The 19,299-nt window shown below is 76.9% G+C and carries 19 protein-coding genes and 1 riboswitch; of the genes, 10 read left to right on the plus strand and 9 right to left on the minus strand.

Features of this window, described 5'->3' with window-relative positions; all coding sequences use genetic code 11:
• Positions 1-1,155, plus strand: a 1,155-nt coding sequence (locus Sya03_RS30950; protein WP_239107325.1) for a discoidin domain-containing protein, incomplete at its 5' end; no start/stop codon positions are given.
• 52 nt (positions 1,156-1,207) lie between these two features.
• Here Sya03_RS30950 and Sya03_RS10875 read toward each other — a convergent pair.
• Positions 1,208-1,828 carry a hypothetical protein gene (locus Sya03_RS10875; RefSeq protein WP_203938115.1) on the minus strand — a complete coding sequence of 207 codons (621 nt, stop codon included), beginning with the start codon at positions 1,826-1,828 and terminating at the stop codon, positions 1,208-1,210.
• A 50-nt stretch (positions 1,829-1,878) separates the two neighbouring features.
• Positions 1,879-3,582: a sensor histidine kinase gene (locus tag Sya03_RS10880; protein ID WP_203938116.1), complete on the minus strand. Its 1,704-nt coding sequence runs from the start codon at positions 3,580-3,582 to the stop codon at positions 1,879-1,881.
• 68 nt (positions 3,583-3,650) lie between these two features.
• Here Sya03_RS10880 and Sya03_RS10885 point away from each other — a divergent pair, with 68 nt between their 5' ends.
• From Sya03_RS10885 to Sya03_RS10895, 3 genes are all read left to right on the plus strand, one after another.
• The gene (locus tag Sya03_RS10885) at positions 3,651-3,953 is read left to right on the plus strand and encodes a hypothetical protein (protein WP_203938117.1); all 303 of its coding nucleotides are present in this window, start codon (positions 3,651-3,653) and stop codon (positions 3,951-3,953) included.
• Positions 3,954-4,070: 117 nt separating this feature from the next.
• Positions 4,071-4,643, plus strand: coding sequence for a DoxX family membrane protein (locus Sya03_RS10890; protein ID WP_203938118.1), 573 nt, complete (start codon positions 4,071-4,073; stop codon positions 4,641-4,643).
• Positions 4,644-4,731: 88 nt separating this feature from the next.
• Positions 4,732-5,367, plus strand: a complete 636-nt coding sequence (locus Sya03_RS10895; protein WP_203938119.1) for a response regulator — start codon at positions 4,732-4,734, stop codon at positions 5,365-5,367.
• Positions 5,368-5,377: 10 nt separating this feature from the next.
• Here Sya03_RS10895 and Sya03_RS10900 read toward each other — a convergent pair whose 3' ends face one another.
• Positions 5,378-6,385, minus strand: coding sequence for an AraC family transcriptional regulator (locus Sya03_RS10900; protein ID WP_203938120.1), 1,008 nt, complete (start codon positions 6,383-6,385; stop codon positions 5,378-5,380).
• An 86-nt stretch (positions 6,386-6,471) separates the two neighbouring features.
• Positions 6,472-7,404: an Acg family FMN-binding oxidoreductase gene (locus Sya03_RS10905; protein WP_239107391.1), complete on the minus strand. Its 933-nt coding sequence runs from the start codon at positions 7,402-7,404 to the stop codon at positions 6,472-6,474.
• Between the two features lie 153 nt (positions 7,405-7,557).
• On the opposite strand from Sya03_RS10905, the gene cobF reads away from it, so the two are divergent.
• A complete protein-coding gene (gene cobF, locus Sya03_RS10910) occupies positions 7,558-8,313 on the plus strand; it encodes a precorrin-6A synthase (deacetylating) (protein WP_203938121.1) in 756 nt (251 codons plus the stop codon).
• On the opposite strand, the gene Sya03_RS10915 is transcribed toward cobF, so the two are convergent.
• Positions 8,310-8,588, minus strand: a complete 279-nt coding sequence (locus Sya03_RS10915; RefSeq protein ID WP_203938122.1) for an Rdx family protein — start codon at positions 8,586-8,588, stop codon at positions 8,310-8,312. The genes cobF and Sya03_RS10915 overlap by 4 nt on opposite strands.
• Positions 8,588-12,127 carry a cobaltochelatase subunit CobN gene (gene cobN / locus Sya03_RS10920; protein ID WP_203938123.1) on the minus strand — a complete coding sequence of 1,180 codons (3,540 nt, stop codon included), beginning with the start codon at positions 12,125-12,127 and terminating at the stop codon, positions 8,588-8,590. The genes Sya03_RS10915 and cobN overlap by 1 nt, the downstream gene beginning before the upstream one ends.
• Before the next feature lie 51 nt (positions 12,128-12,178).
• A riboswitch (cobalamin riboswitch) is annotated at positions 12,179-12,249 on the minus strand.
• 129 nt (positions 12,250-12,378) lie between these two features.
• On the opposite strand from cobN, the gene Sya03_RS10925 reads away from it, so the two are divergent.
• The 5 genes from Sya03_RS10925 to Sya03_RS10945 all read left to right on the plus strand — a co-directional run bounded on the left by Sya03_RS10925 (position 12,379) and on the right by Sya03_RS10945 (position 16,542).
• Complete coding sequence (locus Sya03_RS10925; protein WP_239107328.1) at positions 12,379-13,521, plus strand: ferredoxin-like domain-containing protein; 1,143 nt, start codon at positions 12,379-12,381, stop codon at positions 13,519-13,521.
• 11 nt (positions 13,522-13,532) lie between these two features.
• Entirely contained in the window at positions 13,533-14,153 is a 621-nt protein-coding gene (locus Sya03_RS10930; RefSeq protein WP_203938124.1) for a precorrin-8X methylmutase, read from the plus strand.
• A gap of 2 nt (positions 14,154-14,155) precedes the next feature.
• Positions 14,156-15,643 (plus strand): precorrin-2 C(20)-methyltransferase, encoded by a 1,488-nt coding sequence (locus tag Sya03_RS10935; protein ID WP_203938125.1) that lies wholly within the window; start codon positions 14,156-14,158, stop codon positions 15,641-15,643.
• Positions 15,644-15,712: 69 nt separating this feature from the next.
• Complete coding sequence (locus Sya03_RS10940; protein ID WP_203938126.1) at positions 15,713-16,030, plus strand: peptidoglycan-binding domain-containing protein; 318 nt, start codon at positions 15,713-15,715, stop codon at positions 16,028-16,030.
• Positions 16,027-16,542, plus strand: a complete 516-nt coding sequence (locus Sya03_RS10945; RefSeq protein ID WP_203938127.1) for a hypothetical protein — start codon at positions 16,027-16,029, stop codon at positions 16,540-16,542. The genes Sya03_RS10940 and Sya03_RS10945 overlap by 4 nt, the downstream gene beginning before the upstream one ends.
• On the opposite strand, the gene Sya03_RS10950 is transcribed toward Sya03_RS10945, so the two are convergent.
• The 3 genes from Sya03_RS10950 to cbiE are packed head-to-tail and all read right to left on the minus strand — an operon-like array spanning position 16,515 to position 19,224.
• Positions 16,515-17,282, minus strand: a complete 768-nt coding sequence (locus Sya03_RS10950; RefSeq protein WP_306891565.1) for a cobalt-precorrin-6A reductase — start codon at positions 17,280-17,282, stop codon at positions 16,515-16,517. The genes Sya03_RS10945 and Sya03_RS10950 overlap by 28 nt on opposite strands.
• Complete coding sequence (gene cobM / locus Sya03_RS10955) at positions 17,279-18,019, minus strand: precorrin-4 C(11)-methyltransferase (protein WP_203938128.1); 741 nt, start codon at positions 18,017-18,019, stop codon at positions 17,279-17,281. Before cobM ends, Sya03_RS10950 begins: the two co-directional genes overlap by 4 nt.
• Positions 18,016-19,224, minus strand: coding sequence for a precorrin-6y C5,15-methyltransferase (decarboxylating) subunit CbiE (gene cbiE / locus Sya03_RS10960; RefSeq protein ID WP_203938129.1), 1,209 nt, complete (start codon positions 19,222-19,224; stop codon positions 18,016-18,018). Before cbiE ends, cobM begins: the two co-directional genes overlap by 4 nt.
• Positions 19,225-19,299 lie beyond the last annotated feature (75 nt).

Here is a 19,299-nt window from a genome sequence, read left to right on the forward strand (position 1 = left end):
GTCTCGGCGAACCCGCTGACGGTGCGCTTCTCGGACGGCACGAACCTCACCGTGCCGGCCGGCAAGACGGTGACCAGCGGCGCGCTGACCTGGAGCGGCGGCAACGCCTCGGGCGGCGTCGTGGTCCCGGACCCGACGACGCCGACGCCGGGGCCGACCACCCCGAGCCCGGACCCCACCACGCCGACCCCGGGCCCGACCACCCCGAGCCCGGACCCCACCACGCCCACGCCGGGCCCGACGACGCCGACCCCGGGCCCGACCACGCCGGGCCCGACGACGCCGCCGTGCTCGCCGACCGGCACCCTGCTCTCGCAGGGCCGCACCGCCACCGCCTCCAGCAACAGCGCGCAGGCCGCGCGGGCGGTCGACGGCAACCGCGGCACCCGGTGGACCAGCACCGCGAGCAACAACCAGTGGCTGCGGGTCGACCTGGGCGCCGCCCGCACCATCGGCAAGGTGGAACTGGACTGGCACACCAGCTACGGCCGCGGGTACCAGATCCAGACCTCCGCGGACGGGGTCACCTGGACCACGGTGCACACCACCACCGACGGCACCGGCGGGCGTGAGCTCGTCGACGCCAAGGGCACCGGCCGGCACGTCCGGTTCCAGGGCACGGCGCGCGGCACCAGCGGCGGCTACTCGCTGTACGAGTTCCGGGTGTACGCGGCCTGCCCCGACCCGGTCGTGGCCACCCGGCACCTGCAGGCCGACGGCGCCCTCGCGGCGGCCGCCGGACCGGCCGGCACGGTCGCGCTGACCGCTGCCGCGGGCAACCACGACGGCTCGCCCGTCAACGCCCGGGTGTTCACGGCGACCGGCGTGTCCGGCACCCACACCGGCGCGGCGACGCGCTTCGACCTGGGCGTCGACGCGGGCTCCAACGTCGGCAACGGCACCCAGGTCCGGGTGTCGTACGACCTGACCGGCGACGGCACCTGGGAGCGGGTCGAGACGTACCGCTACTTCGCCACGGACCCGGTGCCGGGCGCGGAGCGCTACACCGAGGCGCAGGGGCTCTCCTCCGGCGTCGGCACGCTCGGCGACCTGGTCAACGGCCAGGTCAAGGTCGAGGTGTGGAACGCGATCGGCAGCACGGCCAGCACCCTGGCCGTGGGCGCCGGCTCGACGGTGACGCTGCCGCTGCGCTGACGCCACCACCGACGGACGGCCCCGCGACCCCGTGTCGTGGGGCCGTTCCGCGTCAGCGGGCCGCCACCACCGCGGCCGGCTCGGGGCGCACCGCCCAGCCCTCGACGGCGGCCGCCAGCGCGACGGCCGACAGCGCCTCACCCACGCCCAGCCACGTGTCGCCCACGCCCGGCGGCCCGACGACCAGCCGGATCACGCCGTCGGCGCCACCGGCGACCAGCAGGCCACCGGAGCACTCGGCGGCGGCGGCGCGCAGCCGGTCCAGCACGTCGGCCGGCACCGGGCCGGACGCCTCGGCAAGGGTCGGCCGCAGCGCGATCGCCCGGTGCAGGCGCACGGCGTCGGGGGTCGGCCGTTCGAACGCCGTCAGGCGCAGCCGGGCCAGCAGCTCCGGACGGTCGGGCTCGGGCCGCCGCTCGACCTCGGCGACGGCGCCGAGGCCGGCCAGGGCGACGCACGCGTGGTGCAGCGCCGATCCGCCCGCCACCAGTCCGGCCGGGCTCCGCTCGCCCGCGAGCACCAGGTCGGCGCGGGTGCCGGCGATGGCCCAGCGGCACTGCGCCGCGGCCGGCCGGGGTGCGCGGTCGGCGGCGCGGGCGGCACGGGCGAGGGTCTGCTCGGCGCGGAGGTGCCGAGAACTCCCGCCGCGGTCGGTGAAGACGATGGTGGCCATTCCCCGACGGTCCCCGACGGCCGCGCCGCCGCGTAGGGCCGATGGTCCCGTTACAGCGGGACGGTCCAGGTCACGACGGTGCCGCGGGGATCGCCGGGCTCCAGGCTGCAGGTGCCGCCCAGCTCGTCGGCGCGGCGGCGCAGGTTGCGCACCCCGCCCACGCTGGCGACGTCGCGGTCCACCCCGATCCCGTCGTCGGAGACCTGCACGGTCAGCCGGTCGGGGCGGGCGGCGACGGTGACGTGCACCGTGGTGGCCTGGGCGTGCCGGGCCGCGTTCGACAGCGCCTCGCGCAGCACGGCGACGACCACCGGGCGCAGCTCGTCGGGCACCACCGTGTCGATCGGGCCGTCGGTGACCAGCTGCGGGCGGAAGCCCAGCGGGCCGCGGGCCTCCTCCACCAGGGCGCGGACCTCCGAGCGCAGCGCCCCGTTCACCGGGGTGCGCAGCTCGAAGATGGCGCCGCGGATGTCGCGGATCGTGGTGTCCAGGTGCTCGACGATCGTGTCGATGCGCTCCTTCGCCTGCGGGCGCACCCCCTGCAGCGCGACGCCCTGCAGCTGCATGCCGGCCGCGAACAGCCGCTGGATCACCACGTCGTGCAGGTCGCGGGCGATCCGTTCCCGGTCGCCCAGCACCGCCAGCATCTCCCGCTCCTCCTGGGCGCGGGCCCGCTCCAGCGCCAGCGCCGCCTGCCCGGCGAACGTCTCGACCAGCGCCACGTCCGGCCCGTCCAGGTACGCGGCGGCGCCCGCCCGGTACGCCACGGCGAGCACGCCGAGCGTCTCGCCGTCCGCGGCGAGCGGCACCAGCAGGGCCGTGCCCGTCGGCAGCGGCACCGCCCACTCGGCGGCGGCGCCCAGGTCCTCGACGACCGCGATGTGCCGTTCGCGCACCACGGCGCCCAGCTCGCCGTCGCGCGCCGACACCACCGACCCGGCCAGCCCGGCCGGCACCTCGCCCGCCACCACCTCGACGGCCAGCTCGCGGCCGCCGTCGTCGGTGAGCACCAGGGCCAGGCACGCCTCGGCGACCTCGCGGGCCCGCTCGGCGACCAGCCGCAGGGCGGTGGCCCGGTTGATCTCGCCCAGCAGCACGCCGGTGATCTCGCCGGCCGCCTCCAGCCACCGCTGCCGGCGCTGTGTCTGGTGGTAGAGCCGGGCGTTCTCGATGGCGGCGCCCGCCGCCACCGACAGCGCCCGCATCAGCTCCTCGTCGTCGTCGGTGAACTGCCCGCCGCCCTCCTTCTCGGCCAGGTACAGGTTGCCGAACACCTGGTCGCGGATGCGGACCGGGACGCCGAGGAAGCTGTGCATCGGCGGGTGGTGCGGCGGGAAGCCGTACGCCCGGGGGTGGGCCGTGATGTCCGGCAGCCGGATCGGCCGCGGGTCCTCGATGAGCAGGCCCAGCACGCCGTGGCCGTGCGGCAGGTCGCCGATGAGGTCGTGGTTCTCCTTGCTGAGCCCGTGGGTGATGAAGTCCGTGAGCGTGCGGTCGGGGCCGACCACGCCGAGCGCGCCGTACTTCGCGTCGGTGAGCCGGCACGCGGCGGCGACGATCCGCTCCAGGGTGCTGTGCAGGTCGAGGTCGGTGCCGATGCCCACCACGGCGTCCAGCAGGGCGCGCAGCCGCTCCCGGCTCGCCGAGACCTCGCCCACCCGGTCGAGCAGCTCCTGGAGGAGCTCGTCGAGCCGGACGCGGGACAGCGGGGACAGCGGCAGCGACGGCGCCTGCCAGCCCGGTTCGTCGGCCATGCCGTGGATCCTATCGGCGGGACCTGCGGCCCTGTCCCCGATACTGCGGGCCCGGCACGCTGGCGGCCATGGCGATCGTGTCGTTCGTGCTGCGCACCCGGGGGCTGCGGTGGCTGCTGGACCGACGGCTGTGCGAGATCCGGTACACCTCGGCGCGCGGCCGGGCCGTGGCGCTGCCTGTCGCGTACCGCCGGGCCGGCGAGGGCGCGCTGCTCGTGACCGTCGGCCGGGCCGGGCGCAAGACCTGGTGGCGGCACTTCCGGCACGGCCCGCGCCCCTGCCGGGTGCTGCTGCGCGGCCGCGTCGTGCCGGCCACGGCGGAGGCCGTCGGCACCGCACCCGTCACGGTGTTCGTGACCCTGACCGGCTGACCGGCGCTTGGGGGACCAAGGTCCCCCCGGGTCCTGTCGGGCGGCCCTGCCCGCCCGGGTGACCCCGGATGTCTCATGGAGTCGACAACGAGAGAGCACCACAGACCAACCGAAGGGATGATCGTCATGACCGCGACGATCGAACGCCTCGCCAACCACCGGGCGACCGGGACCGAGCAGCCCGCCGCTGCCGAGACGACCGCCGCGAAGGCCACCCGCTACACCCTCGCCGGGCTGCGGCTGGCGCTCGGCTGGATCTTCCTCTGGGCCTTCGTCGACAAGCTGTTCGGCCTCGGCTTCGCCACCCCGGAGAAGAACGCCTGGATCAACGGCGGCAGCCCCACCAAGGGCTTCCTCGGCAACGCCGTCCAGGGCCCCTTCGCCGACTTCTACAAGAGCTTCGCCGGCGCCGCCTGGGCCGACTGGCTGTTCATGATCGGCCTGGCCGCCATCGGCACCGCCCTGATCCTCGGCATCGGGATGCGCATCGCGGCCGCCGCCGGCGGGCTGCTGCTGGTCCTCATGTGGACCGCCGTCCTGCCCCCCGAGAACAACCCCTTCATGGACGACCACCTCATCTACGCGGGTGTCCTCGCCGTCCTCGCCCTCACCGCCGCCGGCGACACCCTCGGCCTCGGCAAGCTCTGGGCCCGGATCCCCCTGGTGCAGCGACTGCCCTTCCTGAAGTGAGCTGATCGTCCCGCGGCCCGCACCCCTCCCCCGGGGTGCGGGCCCTTCGTTGTGCGCCGAATCGCCGCGCGGGCGGTAGAAAGGACAGATGATCCGTGTCTTCCTGCTCGACGACCACGAGGTCGTCCGCCGTGGCCTCGACGACCTGCTCACCGCCGCCGGCGACATCGAGGTGGTGGGCGAGTCCGGCTCCGCGCAGGAGGCCGTGCGCCGCATCCCTGCCCTGAAGCCCGACGTGGCGGTGCTCGACGGCCGGCTGCCCGACGGCAGCGGCATCGACGTCTGCCGCGACGTCCGCGCCGTCGACCCCAGCATCAAGGGCCTCATCCTCACCTCATACGAGGACGACGAGGCCCTCTTCGCCGCCATCATGGCCGGCGCCGCCGGCTACGTCCTCAAGCAGATCCGCGGCACCGACCTCGTCGACGCGATCCGCCGCGTCGCCGCCGGGCAGTCCCTGCTCGACCCCGCCGTCACCCAGCGGGTGCTGGAGCGGATCCGGCACGGCGCCGAGCAGCCGCGGGAGCTGCGCGACCTGACCGACCAGGAGCGGCGCATCCTGGAGTACATCGCCGAGGGGCTCACCAACCGGCAGATCGCCCAGCAGATGTTCCTCGCCGAGAAGACCGTGAAGAACTACGTGTCCAGCCTGCTGGCGAAGCTGGGCCTGGAGCGCCGCACCCAGGCGGCCGTGCTGGCGACGAAGCTGCTCGGCGAGCACTGAGCGGGGCGGGTCAGCCCTCGCCGCGCAGGGTGTCCCGGGGCCCGACGCCGTAGCGGGAGCGGTACCGGGCGGCGAACCGGGCCGGGTGCCCGAACCCCCACCGGCGCGCCACGGCGGCGACCAGCCCGTCGGCGAGGTCCACCGGCGCGTCCGCGGCCAGCAGCTCGGCCCGGGCCGCCGCGAGGCGTTCGCGCCACACAAAGGACATCGGGCCCACCCCGAACCGGCGGCGGAACCCGTGCCGCAGCGTCGGCACGCCCACCCCCGCGATCCGGGCCAGCTCGCCCGCCGTGTACGCGCGGGCGGGGTCGGCCCGGACGGCGTCCGCCACCCGGGTCAGGGCGCGCGCCGGGCACGCCGGCGCGCCGCCCGTGGCCGGGTCGACCGCGGCGAGGGCGTCGCGGAACTGGTGGCCCGTGCTCAGCAGCAGCGCGGCGATCAGCGCCTCGGCCAGCGGATCCGCCACGGCGGGGCACTGCGCCAGCCCGGCCGGTTCCTCGATCCCGGCGGCGAACCAGCGGATCAGCCCGGCGCAGATCCGGCCGTGGCCCGCCCGGGTGTCCATGCGGGCGGACAACCGGATCGGGCCGCGGACCGGCCGGTCCAGCTCGGCGGCCAGCTGGCCCTCCACGGCGGCCCGGCGCAGCCGCAGGGCGATGAAGTGGCAGTCGGCGCCGGAGCGGTGCAGGACGGTGTCGCCGACCGGCCGGTACACCCCCGCGTGGCCCGGGGCGCCGGTGACCGGCCGGCCGGCCTGCGCGGCGGCGAACGAGCCGGTCAGCGGCAGGTTGACGTGGTAGTCGCCGAGTTCGCCGCAGGCGCCGGCGATCTCCGCCCCGTAGCGCATGTCGCCGACCGTGAACGGGCCGGCGTGCAGGAAGGCGAACCGGGCGGCGAACCCCGCCGCCGGGTCGGTCAGCCGCAGCGTGCGGGGGTACAGGTGGGCGCCGCACACCTCGCGCGCCTCGTCCAGGTCGGTGGTGGTCAGCCGCACCACGGCCGCGCCGGTCACGTCCATGACTCCTCCAGGACGGGTCGCCGATGCCTGCCACCATCGTCGTGGGTGCGGCGGGGCCGCGGCAACCCGGCGCGCGGGCGCCGCCGCTACTGCGCCCGGGAGGTGTCCACGGTGGCGCGCGGCGCCAGGCGCGGGGTGACGGCGGGACCGGCGTGCTCCGGGTCCGCGATGCCCAGCCGCAGCACCAGGTACGGCCAGCCGAACCCGGAGATCAGCCGGCGCAGCGCCGAGCGGGTCACGTCCACCTCGATCACCGCGCTCAGCGGCAGCAGCGCGACCCCGTTCACCGTCGCGGTCAGCCACGCCGCCGACAGCGCCTCGCCGGCCCGCAGCCAGTCGGCGCGGTCGTCGCCGGGGCCGTACAGCACCCCGTACACGGCGGCCCGGTCGTGGCCCTCCCCCACCGGCAGCGTGCCCGGCCGGCCGAAGTCGCGGGCCGGGACCGTCGTCGCGGGCGGCACCGCCGGCACGGCGCTCGCCGGCACGCCCAGGCCGTCGCCGCGGCTCGTCCAGTAGGCCAGCTCCGCCTGGGCGCGCTCGTCCGCGGCCTCCACCGCGGCGGCCCGGTTCGCCGCCGCCGCCAGGTCGTACACCTGGCCGGGGTCCAGCACGTGCAGGTGGACGCCCTCGGCGCGGGCCGCCTCGGCCAGCACCGACACCGCCGCCGCGGACAGCGGCTCGGCGCCGAGCGGCCGGCGGTCGGTGTGCCGCACCCACATGCTCTGCACCAGCCGCATCGCGGCCGGGTCGGGGGTACGGGCCTCGCCGGGCAGCACCACGGCCAGCAGGTCCGGCCGGGCCGGGTCGGGCAGCCGGTGGATCACCGCCTCCCAGCCCTCCGCGGCCAGCGCCACCCGGGCGTGGTGCAGGGCGGCGCCGCAGCTCACGATCGCCAGCCGCCCTTGCGGGTCGACGGCGGCCAGCTGCCGGTGGGTGTCGAGGGTCAGCTCCAGGCGGTCCGGCAGCACCGTCCACCGCCACGGCTGCGTGTTGTGCACGGACGGGGCCCGGCCCGCCATCGCGGCGGCGTCGGCGAGCGCCCGGGTCAGCTCGGCCACAGTTCCTCCCAGTGCATGCGGTCCTCCCCCCACGGTGCCGCGCGGGGCGCCGGACGACCTGAGGCGAAGGTCCCGTCCCGGCGGGCCCTGTGGCGTACGGCAGACTCCTACCCCGTGCGACAGATCGACGTCATCGGGATCGGCGCGGGCGACCCCGGCCACCTCACCCTGCAGGCCGTGGCCGCCATCGCGCGCGCCGACGTGTTCTTCCTCCTCGACAAGGGCGAGGCCAAGGACAGCATGATCCGGCTGCGGCGGGACATCCTCGCCGCCCACGCCAGGCCGGGACACCGCGTCGCCGAGGGCCGCGACCCCGACCGCGACCGCACCCCCGCCGACTACACCGGCACGATCGCCGACTGGCGCACCCGCCGCGCCGCCGTCATGGCGGGCCTCATCGCCGACCTGGCCGACGGCGAGACCGGCGCCTTCCTCGTCTGGGGCGACCCGGCCCTGTACGACAGCACCATCGCCATCCTGGACGAGATCCTCAGCGCCGGCGGCGTCCCGTTCACCTACACGGTCGTGCCCGGCGTCAGCAGCGTCTCCGCGCTGGCGGCCCGGCACCGCACCGGCCTCAACCGGGTCGGCCGCCCGTTCCAGGTCACCACCGGCCGCCGCCTCGCCGAGGGCTGGCCGGACGGCGTCGACGACGTGGTGGTCATGCTCGACGCCCAGCAGGCGTTCACCGCCTACACCGGCCAGGACGTGCACATCTACTGGGGCGCCTACCTCGGCACCCCGGACGAGATCGCCGTTGAGGGGCCGCTGGCGGAGGTCGCCGACGAGATCCTCCGGGTCCGCGCGGAGGCCCGCGAGCGGCACGGCTGGATCATGGACACCTACCTGCTGCGCCGCGGCGGGAGTTAGTGCCGGCGGTCCGAGTGGCCCAGGTCGAGGTCCGGAGCGATGCGGTCGCGGACCAGGCGCTTCAGCTCGGGCAGCTCCGGGAAGCCCTGCGCCTTGCGCGACCAGATCGGCTCGCCGTCCAGGCGGATCTCGAAGACGCCGCCGGTGCCCGGCACCAGCGCCACCTCGCCCAGTGTCGTCGTGAACGTGGTCAGCAGCTCCTGGGCCGTCCACGCCGCGCGCAGCAGCCAGCGGCACTGCGTGCAGTACTCGATCTCCAGGCGCGGCCCGGGCATCAGTCGTCGCCCTCCAGGTCGCCCTCGGTGTCCAGGTAGACCTGGCGCAGGGCGGCGAGGGTATCGGGCGACGGCTGCTCCCACAGGCCGCGGTCGGCGGCCTCCAGGAGCCGTTCGGTGATGCCGTGCAGGGCCCACGGGTTGGCCTGGGTCATGAACTTCTGGTTGTCCGGGTCGAGCACGTACGACGCGGCCAGCTGCTCGTACATCCAGTCGGCGACCACGCCGGCGGTGGCGTCGTAGCCGAACAGGTAGTCGACGGTGGCGGCCAGCTCGAAGGCGCCCTTGTAGCCGTGCCGGCGCATCGCGGCGATCCAGCGCGGGTTGACCACGCGGGCGCGGAAGATGCGGGCGGTCTCCTCGGTGAGGCTGCGGGTGCGGGTGGCGTCCGGGTTGGTGGAGTCGCCGACGTACGCGGCCGGGGCCTTGCCGGTGAGCGCGCGCACGGTCGCGATCATGCCGCCGTGGTACTGGAAGTAGTCGTCGGAGTCGGCGATGTCGTGCTCGCGGGTGTCGATGTTCTTCGCGGCGATGTCGATGCGCCGGTAGGCGTTCTCCATGTCCGGGCGTGCCGGGGCGCCGTCGAGGCCGCGGCCGTAGGCGAAGCCGCCCCAGACGGCGTAGACCTCGGCGAGGTCGGCGTCGCCGCGCCAGGTGCGGCTGTCGATGAGCGGCAGGATGCCCGCGCCGTACGCGCCCGGGGCGGAGCCGAAGATGCGGGTGGTGGCGCGGCGGCGGTCGCCGTGGGCGGCCTCGTCGGCGCGCACGTGGGCGCGCACGAAGTTGTCGGCGTCGGGCTCGTCCAGGCCGGCGACGAGCTGCACCGCGTCGTCGAGCAGGGCCACGACGTGCGGGAACGCGTCGCGGAAGAAGCCGGAGATGCGCACGGTGACGTCGATGCGGGGGCGGCCCAGCTCGTCCAGGCCGATCGGCTCCAAACCGGTGACGCGCCGCGACGCGGGGTCCCAGACCGGGCGGACGCCCAGCAGGGCGAGGATCTCGGCGATGTCGTCGCCGGCGGTGCGCATGGCGCTGGTGCCCCACGCGGACAGCCCGACCGAACGCGGCCAGTCGCCGTGGTCGGCGCGGTAGCGGGCGAGCAGGCTGTCGGCCATCGCCTGGCCGGTCTCCCAGGCGAGCTGGCTGGGGATGGCCTTGGGGTCGACGGAGTAGAAGTTGCGGCCGGTCGGCAGCACGTTGATGAGCCCGCGCAGCGGCGAGCCGCTGGGCCCGGCGGGCACGTAGCCGCCGTCGAGGGCGTGCAGCACGTTGGTCAGCTCGTCGGTGGTGCGGTCCAGGCGCGGGACGACCTCCTCGGCGGCGAACCGCAGCACCCGCGCGACGGTCGCGTCGGGGGCGACCCGGTCGGCGGCGGCCGGGTCCCAGCCGGCGGCCTCCATGGCGGCGACCAGCTCGCGGGCCTGCGCCTCGACGCGGTCCACGTCGGCCCGGTCGGCGGAGGACTCGCTCAGGCCCAGGGCCTCGCGCAGGCCGGGCAGGGCGGCGACCTGGCCCGCCCACATCTGCCGGGCGCGCAGCATCGCCAGCACCAGGTCGACCCGCGCCTCGCCCTGCGGGGCCGCGCCGAGCACGTGCAGGCCGTCGCGGATCTGCACGTCCTTGACCTCGCACAGCCAGCCGTCGACGTGCAGCAGGAAGTCGTCGAACTCCTCGTCGCCGGGGCGGACCTCCAGGCCGAGGTCGTGGTCGAGGCGGGCGGCCTGGATGAGCGTCCAGATCTGGGCGCGGATGGCCGGCAGCTTCGCCGGGTCGAGGGTGGCGATGGTGGCGTGCTCGTCGAGCAGCTGCTCCAGCCGGGCGATGTCGCCGTAGGACTCGGCGCGGGCCATCGGCGGGATCAGGTGGTCGACGAGGGTGGCGTGGGCGCGGCGCTTGGCCTGGGTGCCCTCGCCCGGGTCGTTGACGAGGAACGGGTAGATCAGCGGCAGGTCGCCCAGCGCCGCGTCGGTGCCGCAGCTCGCCGACATGCCGACGTTCTTGCCGGGCAGCCACTCCAGGTTGCCGTGCTTGCCGACGTGCACCATGGCGTGCGCGCCGAAGGAGTCGGCCAGCCACCGGTACGCGGCCAGGTAGTGGTGGCTCGGCGGCAGGTCCGGGTCGTGGTAGATGGCGACCGGGTTGGCGCCGAAGCCGCGCGGCGGCTGCACCATCAGCACCACGTTGCCGCTGCGCACGGCCGCGAGCACGATGTCGTCGCCGTCGACGTACAGCTCGCCGGGCGCCGGGCCCCAGTGCTGCTCGACGCCCTCGCGCAGGTCGGCGGGCAGGGTGGCGAACCACTGCCGGTACCGCGCGGCGGGGATGCGGACCGGGTTGCCGGCCAGCTGCTCCTCGGTGAGCCAGTCGGGGTCCTGCCCGCCCGCGGCGATGAGGCCGTGGATGAGCGCGTCGCCGTCCGCGGTCTCGTGCTCGCCGACGTCGTAGCCGTGCTCGCGCATCGCGGCCAGCAGCCGCACCACGGAGGCGGGGGTGTCGAGGCCGACGGCGTTGCCGATGCGGGAGTGCTTCGTCGGGTACGCCGACAGCATGATCACGATGCGCCGCTCGGCCGGCGGGACGTGCCGCAGGGCGGCGTGCCGGACGGCGAGGCCGGCGACGCGCAGGGCGCGCTCCGGGTCGGCGACGTAGACGCTGAGGCCGTCCGGGTCGATCTCCTTGAACGAGAACGGCACGGTGATGATGCGCCCGTCGAACTCCGGGATCGCGACCTGGGTGGCGGCGTCCAGCGGGGACAGCCCGTCGTCGGACGCCTCCCAGGCGGCGCGCGGGCTGGTCAGGCACAGGCCCTGCAGGATCGGCACGTCGAGGTCGGCGAGCACGCCGACGTCCCACGCCTCGTCGTCGCCGCCCGCGGTGACGGTGGCGGGCTTCGTGCCGCCCGCCGCCAGCACGGTCACGACCAGGGCGTCGGCGGTGCGCAGCTCGGCGAGCAGGTCGTCGGGCGCGGTGCGCAGCGACGAGGTGAAGATGGGCAGCGGCCGGCCGCCCTTGGCCTCGATGGCCTGGCACAGCGCCTCGACGAACGCCGTGTTGCCGGCCATGTGGTGGGCCCGGTAGTAGAGCACGGCGACGACGGGGCCGGTGGCCTCCGAGACGCGGGGCAGCCCGCCCCAGTCGGGGGCGGGCGCGGGGGCGGCGAAGCCGTGGCCGGTCAGCAGGACCGTGTCGCTCAGGAAGTCGTGCAGCGCGGCCAGGTTCGCCGGGCCGCCGTGCGCCAGGTACGCGTGCGCCTCCGCGGCCACCCCGGCGGGCACCGTGGACAGCTTCATCAGCTCCGCGTCGGGGGCCTGCTCGCCGCCGAGCACCACCACGGGGACGCCGTTCGCCAGCAGCGCGTCGAGGCCCTCCTCCCACGCGCGCCGCCCGCCCAGGATGCGCACCACGACCAGGCCGGCGCCGTCGAGCAGGGCGGGCAGGTCGGCCGGGGCGGTGCGGGCCGGGTTCGCGAGCCGGAAGTCCCGGCCGGCGGCGCGGGCGCTGAGCAGGTCGGTGTCGGACGTCGACAGCAGAAGCAGCACGGCTCTCCCCCTCGGGGTCCGCGCCCCGAATCGTGGTGTCCGCGGCGACCGGAGTTCCTGGCTGCCCCCGGGTGAGGGGATCACAGTGGCGGGACCGCGCCGGACTTGCACCGGGCTTCCTCCGCTGCGTCGCCGCGCGTGTTGCCCACACTCTCCTGACCCGGCCCGCCCCGCGTCAAGGACGGTCGCCCGGTGTGACGTGCCCGACCGGGCGCCGGGCGGCGCCGGGGGCCGCCCGTAGTATCCGGCGGGTGCCCACCCCGCCCCCCGGCCGCCGCCCGGGTCCCGACGCGTGCCCCGGCGCGCTGCGGCTGCACGCCGCGGCCGACGGCCCGCTAGCCCGGGTCCGCGTGCCCGGCGGCGTGGTGACCGCGGCGCAGCTGCGGGCGGTCGGCGCGCTCGCCCGGGCGCACGGCGACGGGCACGCCGAGCTGACGTCGCGGGCGAACCTGCAGCTCAGGGCGCTGCGGGCGGAGCCGGTCACGCTGGCGGCGGCGCTGCGCGCGGCCGGGCTGCTGCCGTCGGACACCCACGAGACGGTGCGCAACATCCTGGCCTCGCCGCTGGCGGCCACCCGCCTGCCGGTGGCCCGGCTCGACGCGGGCCTGTGCGCGGACGCCCGCCTGGCGGACCTGCCCGGCCGGTTCCTGTTCGCCCTCGACGACGGCGCCCTCGACGTGGCCGCCCGGGCCGACGTGGCCGCCGTGCCGGCCGGCGGCGCCACGGCGATCCTCCTCGCAGGCGCCGACGCCGGGGTCCGGGTCGCGGACCCGGTGGCCGGGCTGCTGGCGGCCGCGCACGCCTTCCTCGACGAGCGGGCCGCCCAGGGGGGCACGGCCTGGCGGCTGGCGGAGCTGACCGACGGCCCGGCCCGCGTCGCGGCCCGGCTGGGCGGCGCCCTGGACGGGCCCCGGCTCGCCGTGCGGCCCGGCTCGCCCGTCGCGCCCGGGCTGCTCCCGGGGCCCGCGGGGCCCGCGGTGTCCGCGCTCGTCCCGCTGGGCCGGTTGCACGCCGACCAGCTCGACGCCCTCGCCGCCGCCGGCGACCCCGTCGTGGTGACCCCGTGGCGCGGCGTCGTCGTGCCCGGCCTCGCCGACCCGGCGCCGCTGGCCGCCGCCGGGCTGGAGACCTCGCCCGGCAGCCGGTGGGCCGGGGTGAGCGCCTGCGCCGGCCGGCCCGGCTGCGCGAAGTCCCACGCCGACGTGCGCGCCGCCGCGGACGCCGCGACCCGGCCCGGCGGCGGGCGGCCCGTGCACTGGACCGGCTGCCCGCGCGGCTGCGGCGCCCCCGCCGGCGACCACGTCCGGGTCGAGGCCACCGCCACCGGCTGGACGGTCGACGGCCGCCCGGCGGCCACCGGCGACCTGGCGGCGGCCGTCGCGGCCGCCCGATGACGGAGGAACGCATGCACGAGTACGTTCGCGACGGCGCGGAGATCTACCGCCGGTCGTTCGCGACGATCCGGGCCGAGGCCGACCTGGGCCGGTTCGACGCCGGCGAGGCCCGCGTCGCCGTCCGGATGATCCACGCCTGCGGCATGGTCGACCTGGCCGCCGACATCGGGTTCAGCCCGGGGGCCGTGGCCGCCGGGCGGGCCGCCCTGCTGGCCGGGGCGCCGATCCTGTGCGACGCCCAGATGGTGGCGTCCGGGGTGACCCGCACCCGGCTGCCCGCCGGCAACGACGTGGTGTGCACGCTGCGCGACCCGGCCGTCCCCGGCCTCGCCGCGCGGCTGGGCAACACCCGCAGCGCCGCCGCCCTGGAGCTGTGGCGCGACCGGCTCGGCGGGGCCGTGGTGGCGATCGGCAACGCCCCGACGGCCCTGTTCCACCTGCTCGACATGGTGGCGGCGGGCGCGCCCCGGCCCGCGCTGGTGATCGGCGTCCCGGTCGGGTTCATCGGGGCGGCCGAGTCGAAGGACGCCCTGGCGGCGTCCGGGCTGGAGCACGTCGTGGTGCGCGGGCGCCGCGGCGGCAGCGCGATCACGGCCGCGGCGGTCAACGCCCTGGCCAGCGAGGAGGAGTAGCGGTGACGGGTCGTCTGTACGGCGTCGGGCTGGGGCCCGGGGATCCGGAGCTCGTCACCGTCAGGGCGGCGCGGCTCATCGAGGGCGCCGACGTGATCGCGTACCACGCGGCCCGGCACGGGCGGTCGATCGCCCGGTCGGTGGCCGAGCCGTACCTGCGGGCCGGGCAGATCGAGGAGGCGCTGATCTACCCGGTGACCACCGAGACCACCGACCACCCGGGCGGCTACCAGGGCGCCATCGACGAGTTCTACGCCGCGGCGGCGGAGCGGCTCGCCGCGCACCTCGACGCGGGCCGCGACGTGGTGGTGCTGGCCGAGGGCGACCCGTTCTTCTACGGCTCCTACATGCACATGCACAAGCGGCTGGCGCACCGCTACCCGGCGGAGGTGGTGCCGGGCGTGACGTCGGTCAGCGCGGCCGCCGCGGTGCTCGGCCGGCCGCTGGTGGAACGCGACGAGGTGCTGACCGTGCTGCCCGGCACGCTGCCGGCCGACGAGCTGGCCGCCCGGCTCGCCGCCACCGACTCGGCCGCGGTGATGAAGCTGGGCCGCACGTTCGCCGGGGTGCGGGAGGCGCTGGAGCGCGCGGGCCGGCTCGACGAGGCGTTCTACGTGGAGCGCGCCACCATGGCCGCCGAGCGGCGCGGCCGCCTCGCCGACGTCGACCCCGCCACCGTGCCGTACTTCTCGCTCGCCCTGCTGCCGAGCCGCGCCGGCCTGCCCGAGCCGCCCGCGGCCGCGGCGGCGCCGGGGCGCGGCGGCGTCACCGTCGTCGGGCTGGGCCCGGCCGGCCGCGAGTGGCTGACCCCGGAGGCGCAGGCCGCCCTGGCCGAGGCCGACGACCTGGTGGGCTACGGCCCGTACCTGGACCGGGTGGCGCCGAACCCGCGGCAGCGCCGGCACGCCTCCGACAACCGGGTGGAGGCCGAGCGGGCCGCGTTCGCCCTGGACCTGGCGCTGCGCGGGCGCCGGGTGGCGGTCGTGTCGGCGGGCGACCCCGGCGTGTTCGCGATGGCCGCCGCCGTGCTGGAGGTCGCCGAGGACCCGCAGTGGAAGGACGTCAGCGTCCGGGTGCTGCCCGGGCTGACCGCCGCGCAGGCCGTGGCGAGCCGGGTCGGCGCCCCGCTCGGGCACGACTTCTGCGTGCTGTCGCTGTCCGACCGGCTCAAGCCGTGGGAGGTCATCGAGCGGCGGCTCGCGGCCGCGGCGGCCGCCGACTTCGTCATCGCGATCTACAACCCGGCGTCGAGGTCACGCACCGCCCAGCTGGTCCGGGCCCGCGAGGTGCTGCTCGAACACCGCGACCCGGCCACGCCCGTGGTGATCGGCCGCGACGTCGGCGGCAGCGGCGAGTCGGTGCGGGTCACCACCCTCGCCGAGCTGGACCCGTCCGGCGTGGACATGCGCTGCCTGCTCATCGTCGGCTCGTCGCAGACCCGCTCCAACGGCACGACCGTCTGGACGCCGCGCACCTACCCCGCCCTTTAGGGCGCACCTCCGGACGTTGTCCGCGCCGCCGCGCGAGCCCACCCTCGGGAGCTGAGGAGAGGGGGCGCGATGGCGGACGAACCGGAGCTCACCGAGGGCGCCGAGGGCGAGTGGGTGTCCTACCTGCAGCAGTGGCTGGCCACCCTGGGCTCGTACCAGGGGCAGGTGGACGGGCAGTTCGGCCCGGTCACCCGGGCGGCCGTGGAGCACGTGCAGGACCGGTACGGGATCGGCGGGTCCGGCGCGGCCGGCGCCGAGACGTGGAACCTCATCGCGGCCGCCCGCGACAGCGGGCCGCTGGAGGCCGGCATCGAGTGGGGCGACCAGCAGCTCGACGAGGTCGACGTGCCCGAGATCGGCGCCGACGAGGAAGGGGTCCGGGCATGAGCGGCGAGGGCGGCGACAAGTTCACCAACTGGGGCAAGTTCGCCTGGGACATCCTGAAGGACAACCGGCCGGCCGTGAACACCGAGGCCGACTACGTCAACGCGGTGCCGGCGAACGCGAGCTGGGCCGACCTGTCGGCGCCGCACGGCACCAACCACTTCACCTGGAAGTGGGTCGGGCCGGGCTGGATCATCCGCGACTTCTGGTTCGACATGATGCTCAGCTGGACGTACGGGGCGCGGTGGCGCGGCGGCGGCGCGTACATCACCAACGCGGTCGTCACCGTCACCGACTACAGCGTCGGGGTGGGCGGCTACGACATCCGCATCGCCTGCCGGGTCGGCAACATCGAGAACGGCGGCTCGGAGACCGCGCCGTACCCGCGCATCCCGATCGACGTCAGCATCGGCTACAGCAACTGGCTGTACGGCGGCGGCGGCACCTGCCGGTTCCTGGTGGCGGGCACCGGGGCGGGCAACGCCACCTACGACTCGTCGGCCCGGGACGTCTGAGACGTCTGAGCCCTCAGCCACGCGGCGGCCCCGGCGACCGTCCCCACCGCGGGGACGCCCGCCGGGGCCGGCGGCCGGTCCACCACCACCACGGGGATGCCGCGCTCGCGGGCGGCGGCCAGCTTGGCGGCGGCCAGCTCGCCGCCGCTGTCCTTGGTGACCAGCACGTCGATGCCGTGCTCCGCCATCAGCGCCCGCTCCCCGGCCAGGGTGAACGGGCCGCGGTCGAGCACCACGGTCAGCCGGGCGGGCAGCGGCGGCGCGGGCGGCTCCACCGACCGGGCCAGCACGTGCGCGGACAGGCGGGCGTACGCGGCGAAGCTCTGCCGGCCGGTGGTGACGAAGATCCGCTTCCCCAGCGTGCCGGCCAGCGCCGCGGCGGCCTCGACGGTGGGCACCCGCCGCCAGTCGTCGCCGGGCTCCTGCCGCCACGGCGGGCGGCGCAGCGCGAGCAGCGGCACCCCGGTGGCGGCGGCCGCGGCGGCCGCGGACCGGCTGATCGCGGACGCGAACGGGTGGGTGGCGTCGACGAGCGCGCCGACCCGCTCGGCGCGCAGGTAGGCGGCCAGCCCCTCGGCGCCGCCGAACCCGCCGATGCGCAGGCCGCCGGCCGGGATGATCGGGTCGTCGGTGCGCCCGGCGAGCGAGCTGACCACCGTCAGGGCCGCCTCGCCGGCGCACGCCGCGGCCAGCTCGCGGCCCTCGGCGGTGCCGCCCAGGATCAGGACGCGCAGGCTCACCGGCAGCGCGCCGACGAGTAGAGGTGGCTGTCGGGGAACTGCTCGGCGGTCAGCGCGGCGCCGACGACGATGACGGCGGTGCGCACAATCCCGGCCGCCTCCACCGCGGCCGCGATCGTGCCCAGCGTGCCGCGCACGATCAGCTCGTCGGGGCGGCTGGCGCGGGCCACCACGGCGACCGGGCAGTCCGGCCCGTAGACGGGCGCCAGCTCGGCGGCCACGGCGGCGATCCGCTGCACGGCCAGGTGCAGCACCATCGTGGCCCGGCTCGCGCCGAGGGTGGCCAGGTCCTCGCCGGGCGGCATCGGGGTGGCCCGCTGCGCGATCCGGGTGAGCACCACCGACTGGGCGACGCCGGGCACGGTGAACTCCCGGCCCAGCGCGGCGGCCGCCGCCGCGAACGCGGGCACGCCGGGGGTGACGTCGTACGGCACCCCGGCCGCGTCCAGCCGGCGCAGCTGCTCGGCGACCGCGCTGAACACCGACGGGTCGCCGGAGCACAACCGGGCGACGTCGTGGCCGGCGGCGTGCGCGGCGACCAGCTCGGCGACGATCTCGTCGAGGGTCAGCCCGGCCGTGTCGACGAGCCGGGCGCCGGGCGGGCACCAGGCCAGCAGCTCCGGCGGGACCAGGCTGCCCGCGTACAGGCAGACCGGTGAGGCGGCGATCAGGTCGCGGCCGCGCACGGTGATGAGGTCGGCGGCGCCGGGGCCCGCGCCGATGAAGTGGACGGTCACGGCCGGGTCACCGCCCAGATCGTCACGGGCATCAGGGGTCTCCATCCGGTGAAGCCGCCGACGGGCGCGGCGCGGTGCACGGCGAGCCGGGTGAGGTCGCCGCCGAGGCGGGCGTGCGCGGCGGCGAGGACCTGCTCGCTCTCGATCGTCACGGCGTTGGCGACGAGCCGGCCGCCCGGCGCGAGCGCGGCCCAGGCGGCGTCGACCATGCCGGGCGCGGTGACCCCGCCGCCGACGAACACGGCGTCGGCGGGGCCGGCCAGCTCCGCGAGGGCCTGCGGCGCCCGCCCGGTGACGACGGTCAGCCGCGGCACGCCCAGCGCTTCGGCGTTCGCCCCGATCCGCGCGGCGCGGACCGGGTCGGGTTCGACGGCCACCGCCCGGTTGGCGGGGTGCGCGCGCAGCCACTCGATGGCGATGCTGCCCGACCCGGCGCCGACGTCCCAGAGCAGCTGCCCGGCGGCGGGCGCGAGCCGGGCCAGCGTGACGGCCCGGACCTCGCGCTTGGTGAGCTGGCCGTCGGAGTCGTACGCGTCGTCGGGCAGGCCCGGGGTGGTCGGCAGCAGCGGGGCGTCCGGGCCGGCCACGCACCGCACGGCGACCACCCGCAGCGGGTCGCCCGGCGGGTGCGGCCACGCCGCGGCGGTGCCGGTCAGCACGCGTTCGGCCGGCCCGCCGAGCTGTTCGAGCACGGTGACCGGGCTGTCGCCGTACCCCCGGGCGGTGAGCAGGGCCGCGACCTGCGCGACGTCGGCGCCGAGGACGAGCACCCGGCGGCCGGGCTGCACGGCCGGGTGCAGCGCGGCGACGGGCGCGGTGACCAGGCTGACCACCTCGGTGTCGTCGAGGCGCCAGCCGAGGCGCGCCGCGGCGAGCGACGCCGACGACGGGTGCGGCAGCACCCGCAGCCGGTCGGGCCCCAGCAGCCCCGCCAGGGTGGCGCCGATGCCGTGCCACATCGGGTCGCCGCTGGCCAGCACGCAGACGGCGCGCCCGCGGTGCGCGGCGAGGACCCCCGGCAGGGCGGGCACCAGCGGCGACGGCCACGCCTCGCGCCGGGCGCCGACCGCGGCGGGCAGCAGGCCGAGCTGGCGCGGGGCGCCCAGCACGACGTCGGCGGCGGTCAGGGCGGCGCGGGCGGCGTCGCCCAGGCCGGCCCAGCCGTCCGCGCCGACGCCGACCACGGTGACGGGGGGTTCGAGCACGCCGTGACGCTATCGGGTGCCGGTGCGCCGGTGCGGGCGGCGGGGACGTCGCAGTGGTGTCCGTCTCGGCACGCC

The organism is Spirilliplanes yamanashiensis, assembly GCF_016863475.1.
Classification (GTDB): Bacteria; Actinomycetota; Actinomycetes; order Mycobacteriales; family Micromonosporaceae; genus Spirilliplanes; species Spirilliplanes yamanashiensis.

What these genes read in the sequence shown, in the direction of transcription:
- Sya03_RS10875 (WP_203938115.1), bottom strand. Translation starts at nt 1,828, where the DNA reads ATGGCCACCATCGTCTTCACCGACCGCGGCGGGAGTTCTCGGCACCTC.
- Sya03_RS10880 (WP_203938116.1), bottom strand. Translation starts at nt 3,582, where the DNA reads ATGGCCGACGAACCGGGCTGGCAGGCGCCGTCGCTGCCGCTGTCCCCG.
- Sya03_RS10885 (WP_203938117.1), top strand. Translation starts at nt 3,651, where the DNA reads ATGGCGATCGTGTCGTTCGTGCTGCGCACCCGGGGGCTGCGGTGGCTG.
- Sya03_RS10890 (WP_203938118.1), top strand. Translation starts at nt 4,071, where the DNA reads ATGATCGTCATGACCGCGACGATCGAACGCCTCGCCAACCACCGGGCG.
- Sya03_RS10895 (WP_203938119.1), top strand. Translation starts at nt 4,732, where the DNA reads ATGATCCGTGTCTTCCTGCTCGACGACCACGAGGTCGTCCGCCGTGGC.
- Sya03_RS10900 (WP_203938120.1), bottom strand. Translation starts at nt 6,385, where the DNA reads ATGGACGTGACCGGCGCGGCCGTGGTGCGGCTGACCACCACCGACCTG.
- Sya03_RS10905 (WP_239107391.1), bottom strand. Translation starts at nt 7,404, where the DNA reads ATGGCGGGCCGGGCCCCGTCCGTGCACAACACGCAGCCGTGGCGGTGG.
- Sya03_RS10915 (WP_203938122.1), bottom strand. Translation starts at nt 8,588, where the DNA reads ATGCCCGGGCCGCGCCTGGAGATCGAGTACTGCACGCAGTGCCGCTGG.
- Sya03_RS10930 (WP_203938124.1), top strand. Translation starts at nt 13,533, where the DNA reads ATGCACGAGTACGTTCGCGACGGCGCGGAGATCTACCGCCGGTCGTTC.
- Sya03_RS10940 (WP_203938126.1), top strand. Translation starts at nt 15,713, where the DNA reads ATGGCGGACGAACCGGAGCTCACCGAGGGCGCCGAGGGCGAGTGGGTG.
- Sya03_RS10945 (WP_203938127.1), top strand. Translation starts at nt 16,027, where the DNA reads ATGAGCGGCGAGGGCGGCGACAAGTTCACCAACTGGGGCAAGTTCGCC.